This is a genomic window from Microbispora siamensis, from assembly GCF_016863095.1.
GTDB classification, from domain to species: domain Bacteria; phylum Actinomycetota; class Actinomycetes; order Streptosporangiales; family Streptosporangiaceae; genus Microbispora; species Microbispora siamensis.
On the sequence record NZ_BOOF01000031.1, the window covers coordinates 41317 to 59288 of the forward strand.

A 17972-nucleotide genomic window follows, 5' to 3' on the forward strand; every position below is an offset into this window, starting at 1 on the left:
GTGGATCTCCGTCTATCTGGACCGTGGCATCCTACTGGTGCTTCCCTCACCGGCCCGCCTTCCCGTCGACGACCAGCCTGCGCAGCTCCTCCATGCTCACCTCGGCGGGGTGGCCGGCGACGGCCAAGACGGCACCGGGAAACGGGCCCGTACCAGGATGCAGAGGAGACAGCGCTCAGGAACCGGTGTGGAGGCGGCGGTGCAGCGCGCGGACCTCGTCCACCAGCGCGGGCACGGGCCCGGCCACCCGCACACCGGGCGCGACCTCGCCGACTGGGAGCGTACGCACCGGCGGGGGCGGCACGTCCCACTCGGCCAGCCACTGGGCGAGCTGGGCCGACGACACCACGTAGACGATCCGCCCCAGCCCCACCCACGCGTGCGCCGCCGCGCACATCGGGCAGTGCTCGCCGGAGGTGTAGACCGTGGCCTTCGCGCGTTCCTCCGGCGTCATGTTCCCCGCGGCCCAGCGCGCCAGCTCGAACTCGGGGTGCCGCGTGTGGTCGCCGCCCGCCACCCGGTTGCGGTCCTCGGCCAGCGCCTTCCCGTCCCCGGAGACCAGGACCGAGCCGAACGGTTCGTCGTCCGCCTCCAGCGCTTCCTTCGCCAGCTCCACACAGCGGCGCAGGTGCCGCAGTTCCTCAGATGTCGGCTCGTAACTCACGATCGAAACGGTATCTCCGAGCGGGGCGGGTAGGGCGAGGGGCATGCCGGAGGGGCATCTGGTCCACCGCTACGCGGACGAGCAGCACGAGGCGCTCGCCGGGCGCGTGGTCAGGGCCACCAGCCCGCAGGGCAGGTTCGACGCGCGGCCGTACGACGGCAGGGTCGTCGAGGGCGTGGAGGCGCTCGGCAAGCACCTGCTCTACTGGCTGGAGGACGCCCCGCCCATCCACGTGCACCTCGGCATGCAGGGCCTCTTCCTGCGGTACGACGACCCGGCGGCCGAACCGCGCAAGGGCACCCGGCTGCGGCTGGCGACCGGCGAGGCGGCGTTCGACCTGATCGCGCCCGCCCGCTGCGAGCCGATGGACGAGCGGGCCCTGGCGGCGCTGCGGGCCGCGACCGGCCCCGACCCGCTGCGCCGTGACACCGCCCGGGACGCCGAGCGGGATGTCATTCGGGAGGAGGCCGTACGACGCCTGCTCGCCGCCCGCACCGCGGTCGGCGCGGCCGTGCTCGACCAGAGCGTGTGGTCGGGGATCGGCAACGCCTGGCGGGCGGAACTGCTCTTCCTCACCGGCCTCGACCCCGGCGCCCGCGACATCGGCACGGAGGCCGCGGGGCGCCTGTGGGACACCGCGGTGCGCTACCTCGCGCTGGGCCGCGACGCCGGACAGGTGGTGAGCGATCCGGACGCGCCGGACGAGCGGTGGGTCTACAAACGTGCGCGCTGCCGCCGCTGCGGAGCCGCCGTCCGGACCTGGACGCTGGCCTCGAGGACGGCGTACGCGTGCCCGGCCGACCAGCACCTGCATGCCATCTGACCTGGGAAGTCGCACCTTTGTCGAGTTGTTATACCCAGGTGAACGAAGGCCTGAGACTGCTGGACATCCGCCGCGTCTACGTCGAGCCCGCCGCCGCCGAACTGCCGCGCGGCAAGGAGATCCTGGAGCGGTTCCCCGATGCCGAGCGCGTCGAGATCGAGGCCCACCACCGCATCCCCGAACTGTACGGGGACGAGGCGAACGTGGCCCGCTGGGTCAGGATCAAGACCGAGGCGCTGGTCCTCGGCGTCAAGAAGTCGCTCACGGCGCGGCCGAACGGCCGGTCGAGCGACTTCATCGCGCCCTCGACGGCCAACGGCTGCGCGATGGCCTGCGCGTACTGCTACGTGCCGCGCCGCAAGGGCTACAGCAACCCGATCACGGTGTTCGCCAACATCGACAAGATCACGGGCTATCTCGCCAGGCACGCCGGACGGCAGGGCGTCAAGCCCGAGCCGAACCAGGTGGACCCGCACGCCTGGGTCTACGACATCGGCGAGAACTCCGACTGCTCGGTGGACGCGACCGTCTCCGACAACGTGCGCGACCTCGTCGGCCTCTTCCGCGGCCTGCCGAACGCCAAGGCGAGCTTCGCCACCAAGTACGTCAACCGCGACCTGCTCGGCTGGGACCCGCAAGGCCGTACGCGCGTTCGCTTCAGCCTGATGCCGGCCGCCGACGCCAAGCTGCTCGACATCCGCACCTCGCCCGTCGCCGAGCGGATCGCGGCCATCGACGACTTCGTCGAGGCGGGATACGAGGTGCACGTCAACTTCAGCCCGGTGGTCGTACGCGACGGCTGGCTGGAGGACTGGGCGGAGCTGCTCGGGCAGCTCGACGACGCGCTGAGCCCGGCGGCCCGGGCCCAGCTCGCCGCCGAGGTCATCTTCCTCACGCACAACGACCGGCTGCACGAGGTCAACCTCGGGTGGCATCCCAAGGCCGAGGAGGTGCTGTGGCGTCCCGACCTCCAGCAGCCGAAGCGCTCGCAGACGGGCGGCTGGAACGTGCGCTACAAGACCGGCCACAAGGGCCGCTACGTCACCGCGCTCACCGACCTGATCGCCGAGAAGATCCCGTACTGCCGGGTCCGCTACGCCTTCTGACCGCCCTCCGGCAGCGCGAGAGCGCGTCTGAGCGCCGCCGTCATCCCGCGAGTTCGCGTACGACGTCGGGTCTGTTGGTGATGACGCCGTCCACGCCCGCGCCGATCAGGCGGCGTACGGCGGCGGGGTCGTCCACGGTCCAGGCGAGGACCTTCATGCGCAGCCGGTGGACGCGCCGGACGTACTCCGCCGTGACGTCGGCGTACGGCGGGTTGATCTGGTCGGCGAACCGGGCCAGGCCGGGCAGGTCCGCGACCTGCGGCGTGCCGAGCAGGCCGATCGGCACCCCGGGCATGAGGCGGTGGAAGCGGCGCATCGAGTCCCAGTCGAACGACTGCACGACGACCCGGCCGCGCCAGGCCGGATCGCGCCCGATCTCCTCCGCCACCCGGGCCTCGATGCCGGGATAGAGCCGGGGCTCCTTGATCTCCAGCAGCAGCCCGAGCCCGCTGCCGCGCATCGCGCGCAGCGCCTCGCCAAGCGTGGGCACCGCCTCCCCCGCGTACTTTCGTGAAAACCACGAGCCGGCGTCGAGCTTGCGGATCTCGGCGAGTGTGAGGTCGCCGACCCGCCACGGCGCCCGGCCGGGGAAGACCTCCTCCGCGTCGGTCGTACGGCCGAGCGTCGTGTCGTGCATCAGGACCAGGTGGTGGTCCCTGGTCTCCTGGACGTCGAGTTCGAACATGTCCGCGCCCTGGTCGCGGGCCAGTTCGAAGGCGGCGACGGTGTTCTCCGGCGCGTACGCGGACGCGCCGCGATGGGCCACGACCAGAGGCCCTGACGCCGCCGTGGCGGGAACGATCGAGGTGAGGGCGATCAGGACGATCGCGGCGATGAGGCCGAGTCGCCGGCGCATGGTTCTCCTCGGAGTCGGGAGCGACTACGAGGAGAACTTGACCACACACCATTACACGCAGTTGATTTCCCGGTGGCGACCTGGTGCCGGCTCGGTGAGCATCGCCCCGTCTCCGGGCATCCCGCCCGTAACGGTCAGAGGCGCGCCGCGGTGACCACCACTGTGACGTAGGACATCGTGAAACCGCCTCCCATCGCGTCGATCGCGGCTCCGACTTCGGAGAGCATCTCCGACAGCGTGTCCGGGGGGACCCGCGTGAGGGCGCCGGATGTCGGCATCTGGTCCAGCCACTCGTCGCGGGTGTAGAACCGCTGCCAGTCGTACCGCCACTCCTCGGGGTCGCCGAACGCACCCGTGTCCCTTATCCCGTCGGCTGCCTTGGTGAGCAGCGGCCGGTAGCCGTCGAGGGCCGGCCACGCAGGCCGGCCCTGGGACGGGAAGCCGGGCATCACCCGCCGATAGACCGTGGCGTGGGCCTCCGCCACGGCGGGCGGGGGCTCGAACACGTGCCAGAACAGCGCCAGCCGGCCACCGGGACGCAGCGTCTCGGCCGCCTTGGCCGCGCCGGCGACCGGATCGACCCAGTGCCAGGCCGTTCCGGCGACGACCGCGTCGAACGTGCGACCGGCGGGGTCCCAGGCTTCGAAGGTCGCCACTTCGACCTCGAGCCCGTCACGGCGCGCGAAGTCCGCCATCCGCGCGTCGGGTTCGACGCCGAGCACCGTGCAGCCCGCCGCCCGGAACTGCCGGGCCGCGATGCCGGTGCCGCAGCCGACGTCGAGGACGTCGGATCCGGGGCTGGCGGCGACGATGCGCTCCACCATCGCGTCGGGATAGGGCGGCCTGGTCCGGTCGTACCGCTCGACGTCCACGCCGAACGACTCCGCCATTCCCCTGGCCTTGTGTGGTTCGTTCTCGGAAACAGAAGTGGGCATGCGCCCACTATGAGTGGGCAAGTGCCCACTAGTCAATTCGGATAAACTCGACGCACGGACAGGAGGGATGGAACGGTGCCGACGGGGGTTGCCCTCCGCGACGCGCGGGAGCAGTTGTTCGCCGCCGCCGAGCGGGTCCTGCTCAGGGACGGGCCGAGCGCGCTGACCAGCCGGGCGGTCACCACCGAGGCGGGCTGCGCCAAGGGCGTCCTGCACCGGCACTTCGCCGACTTCGACGACTTCCTCGCCGAACTCGTGCTCGACGGCATCGCCAGGATCGACGCACAAGCCGTCACCCTGCGTCAGTCCGCCGGAACCGGCACCGTCGCCGGCAACCTCACCGCCGTGCTGACCGACCTGTTCGGGTCGGTCGCCGTGGCGGTGGTCGGCCTGATCATCTCCCGTGACGGCCTGCGCGCCCGGCTGCGCCAGGCCAGGCCGGGCCCAGGCCTGCCGCTCCTGACCGAGGCCGCGGCCATGCTCGCCTCCTATCTCGCCGCCGAGCGCGACCTCGGCCGCATCGCGGCGGACGCCGACGTCGACACGCTCGCCCCCACACTGCTGGGAGCCTCACACCTGCTGTTCGCCGACCGGGACGGCGGCCCGCCGCAGGCCGACGCCGTCCACAAGATGGTGACCACGGTCGTCGCCGGCGTCGTACGGACCGAGTCGCGAGCACCGCAAGCCGTTCCCTTCTACGCCAAGGTCGCCGCGAACCGCTCCGACGAGAAGTAATCACATGAGCGCCGGAGTCGGGCCGGGTAACGTGATCAGGCGTGACGAGGCTGGCGCTCTTCGATCTGGACAACACACTGGTCGACCACGACGAGGCCTCCTCGTCCGCTGCCCGCAGGAGGTGCGCGACGGCCTGGCCCGCCTGCGTACGGCGGGCTGGCGGGTGGCGATCGTCACCAACGGGCGGGCGGACAACCAGCTCGGCAAGATCCGGCGGATCGGCCTCGACGAGGTCGTCGACGGGTGGGCCGTCTCGGAGGCCGAAGGCGTCCGCAAGCCCGACCGGGGGCTGTTCGAGATCGCCGCGACCCGCGCGGGCGCCCACAGAGGTGCCGCATGACTCGCACGGGCTGAATCCCCGGCTCTTCAGGCCGGGGAGCGCGTCAACCCCTGCGGAGAGGCTCGGCCGGGGGTCAGTCCAGCAGCGGTGCGAGCGCCGTCTCCAGGTCGGGCACGCCGGTGAACAGGACGGCCGTCATGCCGAGCGCCCTGGCCGCCTCGACGTTCTCCGCCCGGTCGTCGACGAACAGGCACCGCCCGAGTGGCACACCCGCGCGCTCGGCGGCGATCTCGTAGATCCGGGCGTCGGGCTTGACCACTCCCACCCGCGCGCTGCTGACCACCTCGTCGGCGAAGTGGCTCAGGCCCAGCCAGGCGAGGTCGTCCTCCAGATCCAGCGTCGCGTTGGTGACCAGCACGACGGGCACGTGCGCCTGGGCCCGGCGCAGCAGGCCGAGCACGTCCTCGTCCGCCCGGGCGGGCGCCTTGACGAACGCCGTGAGCAGCGTGCGGGCCTGCTCCCGCGGCACCTGGAGGGCCAGGGCGGCCTCGGCCGCCTCCATCCACTGCTCGACGGTGATCTGCCCCAGCAGCGCCGGCCGGTCCACCTCGGGCGCGAAGACGGCCTTCGCCGTGGTGCCCTCGGCCAGGCCCATGGCCCGTTCCAGCTCGATCAGCTCCGACTGGTCGTGGAAGCGGATGACACCGTCGAAGTCGCACAGCATCGCGTCGTACGGCCGGGGGATCGTCACGGCCCATGCATACCATGCGTGGCCGCTCCCCCGAATGACAGCGCCCTGACCCCGGCCGCCCCGGCAGCCGGGAGACGGCGCGTCAGCGCAGCATGTCGAGGGACCGGGCGGTGCCGAGGGAGTCGTCGGCCGCCGTGTGCCGGGGCTCGGCCTCGCCGCGCAGCACCTCGTGGATGTGGCGGATGCCCCAGGAGAACGCGGTGCCCTCGCCCGGCTCGTGCCGGGCGACCATGCGTCCCTCACGCCACACTTCGAGCCCGTCGTGCGGCTTGGGGTGGAACGGGTTGGTCAGCCGGATCTCCCCGCCGGTGCCGACCAGGCGGGTGTACGTCGTGAACGGCAGGTCGAAGCCGCAGCTCAGCATCAGGCGGCCGGAGCCGAACTCCAGGATCCCTGCGGTCTCGATGTCCACCCCCGCCTCGCCCTTGACCGCGACGGCGTGGCCGGCGACTGCGTCACCGCCGAACAGCAGGTGCGCGAGCCGTACGGGGTAGCAGCCCACGTCGTAGAGCGCGCCGCCGCCGAGGGCCGCGTCGAGCCGGATGTTCTCGGTGCCCTGGATGGTGAAGTGGAAGGACGACCAGACCTCCCGCAGTTCGCCGATCGCGCCATCGGCGAGCAGGCCGCGCAGCCGGTCCGTCTGCGGGTGGAACGGGAAGACGAACGCCTCCCAGAGCGGGCGGGCCGACCGGCGCGCCACCTCGATGACGTTCCCGGCCTCCTCGGCGGTGAGGCACAACGGCTTCTCGCACAGGACCGCCTTGCCCGCTTCCAGCGCGGCGATGGTCCACTGCGCGTGCAGGGCGTTCGGCAGCGGGACGTAGACCGCGTCGATCGACGGGTCCTCGATGACGGCCTCGTAGCCGCGCACGGCCCGCTCGACGCCGTTCCGCGCGGCGAACTCCTCGGCGCGGGACAGGTCACGGCCCGCCACGAGGGCGGCCGTACCTCCACCGGCCTCGCGCAACGCGGGCAGGAACGCCCGCGCGGCGATGCCCGCCGTACCGAGGATCCCCCACCGGACAGCCCCACTCATAAAGAACCCACTCCTCGCCGTCGTTGCCGACATTTCACCATTCAGAGGGGAATGCCTGCCGGGACCGTAGCACAGCGATGCTGATGAGAACTTTTGCCCCTGGAGTCCGATATCGGGCAGCTCAGGGGGTACGTGACCCGCCGATCCCGACCGGGACGCGATGCGAGCGGACGAGGGATGCGCGATGAGCGAGGAAACACGGCGATTCACCCATCTGCCGAGCGACCGGGCGCCCGGGCCCGACTACTCGGGGCCCGGAGTCGAGGCGGAGCTCACCGGGCGGATGCCCGAGGGCCGCCCCGCCGAGCGCCCCCAGCGAGGCGGCGAATCGTACGACGACCTCTACACGGCCCGGGCCTCGTCCGTCCTGGGCAAGGTGGCGTCGGACGACGGCATGCTCGACGTACGCATCAAGGCGCCGGGGGAACTCGGCGGCCCCGGAGGGGCGACCAACCCCGAGCAACTGCTCGCCGCCGCCTACGCCTCCTGCTTCCACAACTCGCTCACGCTGGTCGCCGGCCGGCAGGGCGTCCGCACCGCCGACGCCTCCGTGGACACGGCCGTGACGCTGCGCAAGCGCGGCACCGCCGACGACTACAGGATCGCCGCCGACCTGACCGTACGCCTGCCGGGGGTCGAGCCCGAGGCGGCCCGCAGGCTGGTGGAGCAGGCCCACGGGGAGTGCCCGTACTCGCGGGCCTTCATGCAGGGCGCCGAGGTGCACATCCACCTCGTCTGACCGCCGGCGCCCGCCCCGGTCCGGCCGGGACGGGCGCTTCGAGCGGGGTGCGGCGGCCTAGATCTTCTGCCACAGCGCGGGGACGTTCGGCGGCTCCCAGCCCACGATCGCCGTGTGGGCCTGGATGCACCGGTACGTCGCCCCGCCGTAGGTGACCTGGTCACCCGCCTTGTACGCCGTACCGGCGGCCCAGGTGCCACCAGGGGTGGGCGTGGGGGTACGCGTCGGCGAGGGAGACGGGCTCGGACTACGCGTCGGCGTCGGAGAGGGAGAGGGACTGGGCGAGGGGCTGGGCGTCCCGCCCCCGCCGATCTGAAGGTCGACGCAGGCGTAGAACGCGTTGGCGGTGTCGGCCACGTTCCAGATCGCGAGGACCTTCTGCCGGCCCGACCATCCGCTGAAGTTCACGGTGTGGCTGACGGTGGCGGGGGGCTGCGCCCCGTGATCGTCGAAGACGGCGACCCGGGTGCCTCCGATGTAGTACTCCCACGTGCTGGTCGCGTGGCGGGCGGTCAGCGACCAGGTGAAGGTGACGGAGTTGCCGACGCTGGTGGCCGGCCAGGACTTGCTCTCGTCGTCGAGCTGGGCGAATCGGGCGTTGCCGCCGCTGCAGCTGCGCAGCCCCTTCGGTCCTTCCACGCTCTGGGGCTCGTAGATGATGTCGCCGCAGTTGGGGACGCGGCCCTGGGCGCACATCGCCTGGCGGCTCGGGGGCGACGAGATGTACCCGTGCGCCTGAGCCGGTGAGGCGATGAACACCGTGGCGCCGATGCCGATCATCGCCGTCGCGAGGAAGGTCAGCGTTCTTCGCATGTGTGCTCCTCACTGCTGGGGGGTGGCGCTAATATAAAGGAAAGTTTCCTAACAATGAAGGCCCAATGACTGCGGCGGTCAGAGGCCGCGGGCGGATCGGTCCCGTGCGGCAGGGGCCTTGGCGGGGCCCCCGAGAGGCTGCCCGCACGCCCTCGTGGTGCACTGAATCCAGGGGGATGTGCGCATGCCGCAGCGTTCGTCGATCACGGCCCGGCCGGCACCGGCCCACGGTGTCGCCGTCGTGGCGCTGTGCCTGGCGGGGACGTCGATCCCGCTGCTCACCGGTCACCCATCCGCCGCCGGCCTGGGCCCGTACGACGACTGGATGCTCCACACGCTCGAACCCGGGCCGCAACCGGCGTACGCGCACCCGGCGTTGCTCCTGCTGCTGTTCTGCGGGGCGCTCCTGCTGGCCGGGGCGATCACCTATCTCGGCTTCCGCCTGGCCGGCAGCGCGATCCGGCCGCCGCCCGCGTCCCCGGCACAGCCGGAGGAGGAGGTCCAGGCGGCCGGCGAGATCGACGCTCTGGCCCCGGGCGTGGACCGTACGCTCGGGCGGCTGGAGGAGGCGCTGGAACGCCAGCGCCGTTTCAGCTCCGACGCCTCCCATGAGTTGCGCACCCCGCTGACCGCCATGCGGGCCCAGATCGAGGACGCGCTCCATGCGCCGCAGGAGACCGACGTGGTCACCCTGGCCAGGGCGCTGCTCCCGAGCCTCGAACGGCTGCAGCGGATCGCGACGGACCTGCTGGCGCTCTCGCGGCTGGAGAGCGAGGCGCTCCCCATCCGGCGGCAGCGGGTGGACCTCGGGAGGCTGGCCGAAGGCGAACTGCAGATGTCGCCGATCACGAAGCGGATGGTTCCCCGGCTGGGCCCGGACGTCGTCGTGCTGGGCGACCCCCACTCGCTCGGCAGCCTCATCAGCAATCTTCTCGGCAACGCGCAACGCCACGCCGTCAGCACCGTCACGGTCACGGTGCGGCGCGAACCGCGAAGACCCGGTGGGCCACCCGACGGAACGGCCGTGCTCGAAGTGGCCGACGACGGGCCCGGGATTCCACGCGAGCAGCGGGAGAAGGTCTTCCAGCGGTTCTGGCGGCTCGACTCGGCCCGCAGCAGGGACGCGGGAGGAGCCGGGCTCGGCCTGCCCATCGCCCGCCAGATCGCCGAGAACCACGGTGGCCGGCTGACCATCGAAGACAGCGCCGAGGGGGCGCGTTTCGTGCTGCGGCTGCCGCTCGCCCCCCTGCCCTGAACCGAGGCCCGCCGCCCATGCCTCCCACGGGTGCGTACGAGTCGCGCGGGCGGGTTCCGGCAAGGAAGGGAACAGGCACACGTTGACATGTGCCGCCCACGACCTACACTCACACACGTGAACGATCGTTCAAGTGTTGTGGATCTCGTGGCGGCCGATTCCTGCGCGCTCCCGGTGGTGGACGCCCAGCGGGTGGAGACCGTCAGGAGAGCCATGCCGTCCCAGGAGACGGTGGAGGACCTGGCGCAGGTCTTCGGCCTCCTGGCCGATCCCGGACGGCTCCGGCTGATCGCGGCGCTGCTGGAGGGCGGTGAGATGTGCGTCTGCGATCTCGCGGCGGCGACCGGGCACAGCATGTCCGCCGCGTCCCACGCCCTGCGCCTGCTCCGCGTCCACAACGTGGTGAAGGTGCGGCGCGCGGGAAGGATGGCCTACTACCGCCTCGCGGACTCGCACGTGCGACTGCTGTTCGACCTGGCGATCACGCACATCGGACATGAGGAGAAGGACCGGGACGATGGGTGAGACCGGCAAGGAGCACGGGCACCGCACCGGGACGGGTGACGACCGCGAGCAGGAGCGCGGGCACGGTCACGGCCATGGGCGCGGGCATGGTCACGGTCACGGTCACGGGCACTCGGTCAGCGCCGAGGCCGACCGGCGTCTGCTGACCGGCGCGCTGGCGCTCATCCTCGGCTTCATGGCGGTCGAGGTCGTCATCGGCGTCATCGCGCACTCCCTGGCCCTGGTCTCCGACGCCGGGCACATGCTCACCGACGCCATCGCCATCGCCTTCGCGATCATCGCGATGCGGATCGCCGCCCGCCCGCCGCAGGGCGGCTTCACCTACGGCCTCAAACGCGCCGAGATCATCAGCGCCCAGATCAACGGCATCACGCTGCTGCTGCTCAGCGTCTACTTCGTCTACGAGGGCGTACGCCGGCTGATCGAGCCTCCCGAGGTCGAAGGCGCGTACGTCGTCGCCACCGGCATCGCCGGGATCGCGGTGAACCTGGCGGCCACCTGGCTGCTGAACAAGGCCAACCGTGCCAGCCTGAACGTCGAGGGCGCCTTCCAGCACATCCTCAACGACCTGTTCGCCTTCATCGCCACCACCGCCGCCGGCGTGGCGATCTGGCTGACCGGCTGGGGCCGGGCCGACGCCCTGGCCGCCCTCGTCGTGGCCGCCCTGATGCTCAAGGCCGGATGGGACCTGGTGCGCGAGTCCGGCCGGGTCTTCATGGAGGCCGCCCCCGCCGGGATGAACCCCGCCGAGATCGGCCGCAAGGCCGCCGCCCTGGAACACGTGGTGGAGGTGCACGACCTGCACATCTGGGAGGTGACCAGCGGCTACCCCGCCATGTCGGCGCACATCCTGGTCGCCCCCGGCGCGGACTGCCACGCCGTACGGCAGGCGGCGCAGCGGATGGTCCACGACGAGTACGGCATCGACCACACCACGCTGCAGGTCGACCACGCCCCACCGGAGCTTCTCGCGATCGGCGAGGCGGAGGCCGAGGCGGCCGAACCCCACTGTGCGGACGCGCACGGGCCCGCGCACGTGAACGGGCGCGTACGGTCCGGGGACGAGCGCGGATCGCAGGGCTGCCCCGGCCGCCGGCACATCAGGTTCCCCGGCGCCAAGCGCCTCTCCGACCGCCGCCCCTGACCCGCTCCGTTTGCCGTACGACCTCAGGGGTATCAGGCGCGCATGTTCGCCCCGTCTGACCTCGATGTGCTCGTGCCCACCAAGGACCGCCCGGGCGCGCTGGCCGTCACGTTGGCGGGCCTCGCGGCGCAGACCGTGTCCGGGTTCCGCGTCGTGATCTCGGACCAGTCGCACGAGCCGGTCGCCGGCGACCCGCTGGTGGCGGCGCAGCTGCGCATCCTGGACCACCGCGACAGGCCGGCGGCCGTCCACCGCCACCTGCCCCCGCGGGGCATGGCCGAGCAACGCGCGTTCCTGCTCGGCCTGGCCGAGCGGCGGCTGGCGCTCTACCTGGACGACGACGTATGGCTGGAGCCGGAGGCGATCGAGGTCCTGCTGTCCGCGATCGGCGAGCTGCGCTGCGGCTTCGTCGGCTACGCCCTGCACGGCCTGTCCTACCGCGACGACGTACGCCCCGCCGAGCTCGCGCCGTACGAGGAGTGGACGGACGGCGTGCGGCCCGAGCGGGTGCGCCGGGAGTCGCCGGCCTGGCGGCGCCACACCCTGCACAACGCCTCCAACCCGCTGCATCTCGCGCGGAGACACCTCGGCTCGCCGGGTCACCGGGAGTGGCGGCCGTACAAGGTGGCCTGGATCGGCGGCTGCGTGCTGTACGACCGGGAACGGCTGCTGGAGTGCGGCGGCTTCGACTTCTGGCGGTCGGTGCCGCCGCAGCACGCGGGTGAGGACGTCGTGGCGCAGCTGCGCGTCATGGAGAGGTACGGCGGCGCGGGCCTGCTGCCGAGCCGCGCCTACCACCTGGAGCTGCCCACGACGGTCACCGACCGCAGGGCCGAGTGCTACGACTACGTGTTCGAGACGGCATGGGCGCGCTGATCGAGGGCGTGCGGCGCATCGCGGTGCTGCGGGCCAACGCCCTGGGCGACCTGGTCCTCGCGATGCCCGCCCTGGAGGCGCTCCGCCGGGCCTACCCTCAGGCGCGGCTGACCCTCCTCGGCATCCCCTGGCACGCCCGGTTCCTGGACGGCAGGCCGGGACCGGTCGACGACGTCGTCGCCCTGCCGCCGATCTCCGGGGTGTCGTCGGCGGACAGCGGCCACGAGGCTCCGGACAGCCTGTTCAAGGAGCTGCGCGAGCACCGGTTCGACCTCGCCGTGCAGATCCACGGTGGCGGGCGCAACTCCAACCCCTTCGTCAAGAAGATCGGTGCCCGGGTGACGGCCGGTCTGTGCACGCCGGACGCGGAGCGGCTCGACCTGTGGGTGCCGTACGTCTACTACCAGCACGAGACGCTGCGCTACCTGGAGGTCGCCGCGCTGGTCGGCGGGACGGCCGAGACGTACGAGCCGAGGATCGCCGTGACCGCCGACGACCGCGCCGAACTCGCCCGCGCGTACGGCGAGCCGCCGCGTGGCCTGGTCGCGCTGCATCCGGGGGCGAGCGACCCCCGGCGGCGCTGGCCGGCGCGCGCCTTCGCGGAGGCGGCCGACCGGCTCGGCCGTCCGGTCGTGATCACCGGCATCGAGAAGGAGCGGGAGGTGGTCGAGGAGGTCGCGGCGGCGATGCGGCGGCCCGCAGTCACGGCGGTCGGCACGCTCGGCATCGGCGGCCTCGCCGCGCTGTACGAGCGGTGCGACCTGGTCATCTCCAACGACACCGGCCCCCGCCACCTCGCCGCGGCGGTCGGGACGCCCACCGTCGGCATCTTCTGGGGCGGCAACCTCATCAACGCCGGGCCGCTCACCCGCACCCTGCACCGGCCGCTGATCTCCTGGACCGCGCGGTGCCCGGTCTGCGGGGTCAGCGGGCACGATCCCCGGGTGGGGCGGTGCCCGCACGACGAGTCGTGGGTGGCCGAGGTCCCGGTCGACGACGTGGTCGAACAGGCCGAAGACCTGCTTCGTGGCCGCCGCGAGATCTGACGGGAGCAGACTCCTCCTCGGCGTACCAATGGAGGAGGAAGCCGCGTGAGAGACGACATCTGCCCCAAGTGCTCGTCGGGTGCCGTCATGGCCGGAGTCGAGGTGCGCGACCGGGGCCCGAACGGGCCGCAGCCCCTTCGGGTACGCGTCGAGGAGCCACTGCCGGAGAAGGTCCCCTTCTTCTACGTCCAGGGCGAGGCCTTCGGCACGGTGCGCGCGTGGATCTGCGCCTCCTGCGGCTTCACCGAGCTGTACACCGACAACCTGAACGCGCTCTACGAGGCGTATCGCAAGGGGACGCCCTGACGACCAGCGGAATACAAGGTCCCTCCAAGTCGCCCGGCCTACGTTCGGCGGCATGAGAAAGAACCTCGTCATCGGCGGCCTGCTGGCGTTCGTGATCGCAGGGAGCCTGCCGGCCGTCCCGGCAGGGGCCGCCACCGCCTCGCTGATCCACTGGGGACCGGTGCAGTCCCGGAGCGGGCACCACGGGTACGCCAAGGCCGACGTGTGGATCACCCGCTTCACCGCGGAGACGTTCGTCGTCTCGGGCGCGCTGTACGACCGCGACACGCACAGTGGACACTGCGCCTACGTCCGGGCCCGCTTCCACTACGCCGGCGGCGGCACCGGGTGGGCCCCGCCGAAGACGACCTGCGCCTCGAAGAAGCCGATCCGGCTGTCGTCGGACGGCCAGATCACGCGGGTGGACGTCAAGGTCTGCGTGTACGACCGGCCGCGGCGTACGACCCTGAACTGCTACGCCGACGCCATCACCCCGGCGATCATCGCGAACTGGCCGCAATGACCGTACTCCCCTCGCGGTAGCGGCATGCGGCGCTGATCCCGTGGCGGTAGGCCCGAGAGCCTCCTCACGTGCGACGACTCCGGCGGCCCCCGGCGGCACCATCGAGACACCGCCAGGGGACGCACGGCGCGCACGCCCGCGTACTCCCCCAGCGGTAGCCGACGTGTCTCTCGACGAGGGACGACGCCGCCGGCCACGTGGGACAGGATCCCCGTGACCCGCAATCCGCTGACCGAAGGGAGCAAGAGCGTGCGCAAGGTCTACGCCGTTTCAGCGGGACTGCTGCTCGCCGCCGCCGTGGTGCAGATGTATCTCGCGGCCGTCGGCGCGTTCGACAAGCCCCAGGACGACTCCTCGTTCGCCCTGCACAGCATGAACGGCATGATGGTCATCCCGGTGTTGTCGCTGGTCGCCACCGCCGCCGCCGCGGCCGCCAGGGCGCCGGGACGCCAGATCGGGCTGACCGTCCTGCCCGTCGGGCTGGTCATCGTGCAGGCGCTGATCGTCGCGCTCGGCGGCCTGTTCGACGACAGCACCGGCAACACCACCCCCCTCTCCCTTGCCATCCTCGGCCTGCACGCCCTCAACGGCATGGCGGTGATGGGCGTCTGCGGCATGGTGTTCCGCAACGCGCGGCAGCTCGCGTGGGCCAAGCCCACCTCGTCGGGGACCGCCGCGGAGGGCCGTCCGGTTCGCGCCTCATGACCACCGACCGGCTCATGGCGCTCGACCTGCTCGTCTCGGTCCTGACCGTGGCGGCGTGGGTGAGCGCGGGCGTGGCCGCCGCGGCCCGCCGTACGAGGACGGCCGCGGCCCTGTTCGCGGTGGCCCTGGTCGCGTCGCTGGTCCGGGTCTGGTCCGTCCTCGCCCTGGCGGGGGCCGGCTGGTGGTTCGTGCAGGAGAAGATCACCCTCGCCCTGCCGCTTCTCGTCGTGGCGGGCGCCGTCGCCACCGCGCTCGCCGGGCCGCGCCTGCTCCGCGCCGCCCGGCGAGCGGACGCGGCTTCGCGGGACGCCGTCAGAGCGCCGGCGGTCGTGGTCCCGCTGCTCGGCGCCGGGTACGCCGCGGCGGCCGGGATCGTGCAGACCTTCCTGATCGGATACCCGGCGGATCTGGGCACCGCGCTCCTCCTCCTGGCCGTGGCCGCGGGGGCCGTCCTGGGGACCTGGAGAGCGATGAGCACGCACGTCCCCGGGCTGCGGACGGCGACGGCGGCGACCGCCGTGGCCGCCGTGCTCGGCGCCACGGTCGCGTTCGTTCCGCTGTCGGAGGAGACCACGGCGGAGGGCTCCGCCCCCGGAGGCGCCGCCGCCATGGGTGCCATGGGCTCCGCCTCCCACGCCCACTCCGCCTCGGGGGGATCCGCCTCCGTCACGGCAGGGACGACCCGCGCGGTGACCGACCTGCGCGGCCCGGCCGTGCCTCCACCGGGCGGCGCCGTGCGCCGGTTCGAGCTCACGGCCCGAACGGCGACCGTCACGCTGTCCTCGGGACGGAAGGTGCCGGCGTGGACCTTCAACGGCCAGGTCCCCGGACCGCCGCTCACCGCCGACCAGGGCGACCTCGTCGAGGTGCGGCTGCGCAACGCGGACATCACGTCCGGGGTGACGCTGCACTGGCACGGCTACGACGTGCCCTCGGGCGAGGACGGCGTGCCCGGCCTCACCCAGGAGGCCGTGCCGCCCGGCGGGGAGTTCGTCTACCGCTTCGTCGCCGCCCAGGCGGGCACGTACTGGTATCACACCCACGAGGTGTCCGACCTCGGCGTCCGGATGGGGCTCTACGGCACGCTCGTCGTCACGCCGAAGGGAACCGCGGCCACCGGGCTGGACCTCACGCTGCCCGTGCACACCCTCGGCGGCGCGACGGTGACGGGCGACCGCGACCAGCCCCTGGTCCGGCAGGCCGCGCCCGGCACGCCCGTGAGGCTGCGTCTGATCAACACCGACAACACGCCGCACCGGTTCACGCTGGCGGGCACGCCCTACCGGCTGGTGGCGGTGGACGGGACGGACCTGAACGGGCCGGGCACGCTCGCCCGTGCCGGCCTGCGACTCGCCGCGGGCGGCCGGTACGACCTCGCGTTCACGATGCCGTCGGGCCCCGTGCTCCTGCGCATCGACGACCGCACCGACTCCGTACGCCTCACCCCGCCGAGCGGACCGCTCGGTGCGGGCGAGGACACCGGCGCCGTTCCCGCCGCCGACAGCCCGACGGCGGACTGGCCGGAACTCGACCTCACCCGGTACGGCGCCCCGGCCCCCACGCCGTACACGTCCGGTAGTCGCTTCGACCGGGACTTCACGCTCGTCCTGGACAGGGGGTTCGCGCTGCCGAACGGGCGGCCCATGTACGCGCACACGGTGAACGGCCACGCCTTCCCCGACATCCCCACCGAGGTGGTCAGAGAGGGCGACCTGGTCCGGCTCACCGTGGTCAACCGCGGCCGGGATACCCATCCCTGGCACCTCCACGGCCATCGGGTGCTCGTGCTCTCGCGGGACGGCCGCTCCGTCACCGGCAGCCCCCTGTGGCTCGACACCTTCGACGTACGGCCCGGCGAGGTGTGGGAGGTGGCCTTCCGCGCCGGCAACCCGGGGCTGTGGATGAACCACTGTCACAACCTCAGCCACGCCGACCTGGGGATGATGCTGCACCTGGCGTACGAGGGGGTGACCACGCCCTTCCACGGCGCGCACAGCGGGTGACTCATCCCCTTCTCCCCGGTGTGTCGGGTAAAAAATCCAGGCGGGAATTCAACCGAGGTGTAAACGCTCGGTAATCAGATCAGAACTTCGGGTGAGCATCACTGGCCCCGGGTCCCCCCGGCCGGGCGTGGGCGATGCCGACCGAAGGGAGAGATCGTGACAGTGGCGAAGAGCATCGTTCCCGCGCTGGCGGCGTTGGCCGCCACGGGGTGGCTCGTCGCAGCCCACCCCGCGCAGGCCGCGGTCCGGCCGCCGGGTCCCGGTGAGCCCACCGCGTCGGGCCCTTACGGGCAGGTCGTGCACGAGGCCATGCAGGGGCCCGGTCTCGTGTGCGCCTACCGGCTCCGGCACGTGCACAAGGGGGGCTTCCTCAACGTCCGCGAGGGCGCCGGCGTCCACCACGCCCCCGTCGCCAAGCTGCGACCGGCCGACGGAGGGTTCTCCGGCGCCTGCACCGCCACCAACGGCTGGATCGCGGTGAAGACCGCCGGTGGGACCTCGGGTTTCGCCGCCGCCCGCTACCTCCACCGGCTCGACCTGAGCGGACGGCCCTCGCTCTCGTGCGCCTATCGCCTCCGGCACGTGCGCAAGGGCAGCTTCCTCAACGTCCGCGAGGGCGCCGGCATCCACCACGCCCCCGTCGGCAGGCTGCGGCCGGCCGACGGGAGGATCCCCGGAGGCTGCGACGCCACCCACGGCTGGGTCGCCGTGGACACCGCCGACGGCATTCCCGGATGGGCCTCCGCCCACTACCTGCGCAGGCTGTGACGGCCCGGGCCGCAAGGCCCGTGCCGCGCCGGCCGGCACTCGCCGGACGCGGCGAAGCCGCGCTGCCCTCGTCCCCGGTGTCCCCCTGGCCGGGGACGGGGGCA

General features: G+C 72.4%; 21 protein-coding genes and 1 pseudogene. 15 read left to right on the forward strand and 7 right to left on the reverse strand.

Annotation, left to right across the window (positions count from 1 at the left end):
• Positions 1–175 precede the first annotated feature (175 nt).
• Positions 176–664, reverse strand: a complete 489-nt coding sequence (locus tag Msi02_RS25460) for a nucleoside deaminase (RefSeq protein ID WP_239108693.1) — start codon at positions 662–664, stop codon at positions 176–178.
• A 43-nt stretch (positions 665–707) separates the two neighbouring features.
• Here Msi02_RS25460 and Msi02_RS25465 point away from each other — a divergent pair, with 43 nt between their 5' ends.
• Together Msi02_RS25465 and Msi02_RS25470 are read left to right on the forward strand one after the other, a co-directional pair.
• Positions 708–1487 (forward strand): DNA-formamidopyrimidine glycosylase family protein, encoded by a 780-nt coding sequence (locus Msi02_RS25465; RefSeq protein ID WP_204050602.1) that lies wholly within the window; start codon positions 708–710, stop codon positions 1485–1487.
• Between the two features lie 38 nt (positions 1488–1525).
• Complete coding sequence (locus Msi02_RS25470) at positions 1526–2593, forward strand: spore photoproduct lyase family protein (protein WP_204050603.1); 1068 nt, start codon at positions 1526–1528, stop codon at positions 2591–2593.
• 40 nt (positions 2594–2633) lie between these two features.
• Here Msi02_RS25470 and Msi02_RS25475 read toward each other — a convergent pair whose 3' ends face one another.
• Both Msi02_RS25475 and Msi02_RS25480 read right to left on the reverse strand, forming a co-directional pair.
• Positions 2634–3449, reverse strand: coding sequence for a glycerophosphodiester phosphodiesterase (locus Msi02_RS25475; protein WP_204050604.1), 816 nt, complete (start codon positions 3447–3449; stop codon positions 2634–2636).
• 134 nt (positions 3450–3583) lie between these two features.
• Entirely contained in the window at positions 3584–4384 is an 801-nt protein-coding gene (locus Msi02_RS25480) for a class I SAM-dependent methyltransferase (RefSeq protein WP_239108694.1), read from the reverse strand.
• A 75-nt stretch (positions 4385–4459) separates the two neighbouring features.
• On the opposite strand from Msi02_RS25480, the gene Msi02_RS25485 reads away from it, so the two are divergent.
• Both Msi02_RS25485 and Msi02_RS25490 read left to right on the forward strand, forming a co-directional pair.
• Complete coding sequence (locus Msi02_RS25485; RefSeq protein ID WP_204050605.1) at positions 4460–5119, forward strand: TetR/AcrR family transcriptional regulator; 660 nt, start codon at positions 4460–4462, stop codon at positions 5117–5119.
• A 121-nt stretch (positions 5120–5240) separates the two neighbouring features.
• The gene (locus Msi02_RS25490; protein WP_239108695.1) at positions 5241–5459 is read left to right on the forward strand and encodes an HAD family hydrolase; all 219 of its coding nucleotides are present in this window, start codon (positions 5241–5243) and stop codon (positions 5457–5459) included.
• Between the two features lie 73 nt (positions 5460–5532).
• On the opposite strand, the gene Msi02_RS25495 is transcribed toward Msi02_RS25490, so the two are convergent.
• Both Msi02_RS25495 and Msi02_RS25500 read right to left on the reverse strand, forming a co-directional pair.
• Positions 5533–6150 (reverse strand): HAD family hydrolase, encoded by a 618-nt coding sequence (locus tag Msi02_RS25495; protein ID WP_239108696.1) that lies wholly within the window; start codon positions 6148–6150, stop codon positions 5533–5535.
• Between the two features lie 82 nt (positions 6151–6232).
• Positions 6233–7186: a Gfo/Idh/MocA family protein gene (locus Msi02_RS25500; RefSeq protein ID WP_204050607.1), complete on the reverse strand. Its 954-nt coding sequence runs from the start codon at positions 7184–7186 to the stop codon at positions 6233–6235.
• A gap of 184 nt (positions 7187–7370) precedes the next feature.
• Here Msi02_RS25500 and Msi02_RS25505 point away from each other — a divergent pair, with 184 nt between their 5' ends.
• Complete coding sequence (locus Msi02_RS25505; RefSeq protein WP_204050608.1) at positions 7371–7925, forward strand: Ohr family peroxiredoxin; 555 nt, start codon at positions 7371–7373, stop codon at positions 7923–7925.
• Positions 7926–7982: 57 nt separating this feature from the next.
• Here the strand turns inward: Msi02_RS25505 and Msi02_RS44805 are convergent, their stop codons facing one another.
• Both Msi02_RS44805 and Msi02_RS44810 read right to left on the reverse strand, forming a co-directional pair.
• Entirely contained in the window at positions 7983–8237 is a 255-nt protein-coding gene (locus Msi02_RS44805) for a carbohydrate-binding protein (RefSeq protein ID WP_444543493.1), read from the reverse strand.
• A pseudogene (locus Msi02_RS44810) lies at positions 8235–8705 on the reverse strand (lytic polysaccharide monooxygenase auxiliary activity family 9 protein); the annotation flags it as partial. The gene Msi02_RS44805 and the pseudogene Msi02_RS44810, both read right to left, overlap by 3 nt.
• A gap of 217 nt (positions 8706–8922) precedes the next feature.
• Between Msi02_RS44810 and Msi02_RS25515 the strand changes: the two are divergent.
• From Msi02_RS25515 to Msi02_RS25560, 10 genes are all read left to right on the forward strand, one after another.
• Entirely contained in the window at positions 8923–9993 is a 1071-nt protein-coding gene (locus tag Msi02_RS25515; protein ID WP_204050610.1) for a sensor histidine kinase, read from the forward strand.
• A 117-nt stretch (positions 9994–10110) separates the two neighbouring features.
• Positions 10111–10518: an ArsR/SmtB family transcription factor gene (locus tag Msi02_RS25520; protein ID WP_239108697.1), complete on the forward strand. Its 408-nt coding sequence runs from the start codon at positions 10111–10113 to the stop codon at positions 10516–10518.
• A complete protein-coding gene (locus Msi02_RS25525) occupies positions 10511–11662 on the forward strand; it encodes a cation diffusion facilitator family transporter (RefSeq protein ID WP_204050612.1) in 1152 nt (383 codons plus the stop codon). The genes Msi02_RS25520 and Msi02_RS25525 overlap by 8 nt, the downstream gene beginning before the upstream one ends.
• A gap of 42 nt (positions 11663–11704) precedes the next feature.
• Positions 11705–12538: a glycosyltransferase family 2 protein gene (locus Msi02_RS25530; protein ID WP_204050613.1), complete on the forward strand. Its 834-nt coding sequence runs from the start codon at positions 11705–11707 to the stop codon at positions 12536–12538.
• Positions 12526–13584, forward strand: coding sequence for a glycosyltransferase family 9 protein (locus tag Msi02_RS25535; protein WP_204050614.1), 1059 nt, complete (start codon positions 12526–12528; stop codon positions 13582–13584). Before Msi02_RS25530 ends, Msi02_RS25535 begins: the two co-directional genes overlap by 13 nt.
• A gap of 45 nt (positions 13585–13629) precedes the next feature.
• Entirely contained in the window at positions 13630–13890 is a 261-nt protein-coding gene (locus Msi02_RS25540) for a hypothetical protein (protein ID WP_079319046.1), read from the forward strand.
• Between the two features lie 52 nt (positions 13891–13942).
• Positions 13943–14392, forward strand: a complete 450-nt coding sequence (locus Msi02_RS25545) for a hypothetical protein (protein ID WP_204050615.1) — start codon at positions 13943–13945, stop codon at positions 14390–14392.
• A gap of 213 nt (positions 14393–14605) precedes the next feature.
• Entirely contained in the window at positions 14606–15097 is a 492-nt protein-coding gene (locus tag Msi02_RS25550) for a DUF6220 domain-containing protein (protein ID WP_204050616.1), read from the forward strand.
• The gene (locus Msi02_RS25555; RefSeq protein WP_204050617.1) at positions 15094–17100 is read left to right on the forward strand and encodes a multicopper oxidase family protein; all 2007 of its coding nucleotides are present in this window, start codon (positions 15094–15096) and stop codon (positions 17098–17100) included. Before Msi02_RS25550 ends, Msi02_RS25555 begins: the two co-directional genes overlap by 4 nt.
• 156 nt (positions 17101–17256) lie before the next feature.
• Positions 17257–17868, forward strand: a complete 612-nt coding sequence (locus tag Msi02_RS25560; protein ID WP_204050618.1) for an SH3 domain-containing protein — start codon at positions 17257–17259, stop codon at positions 17866–17868.
• Positions 17869–17972 lie beyond the last annotated feature (104 nt).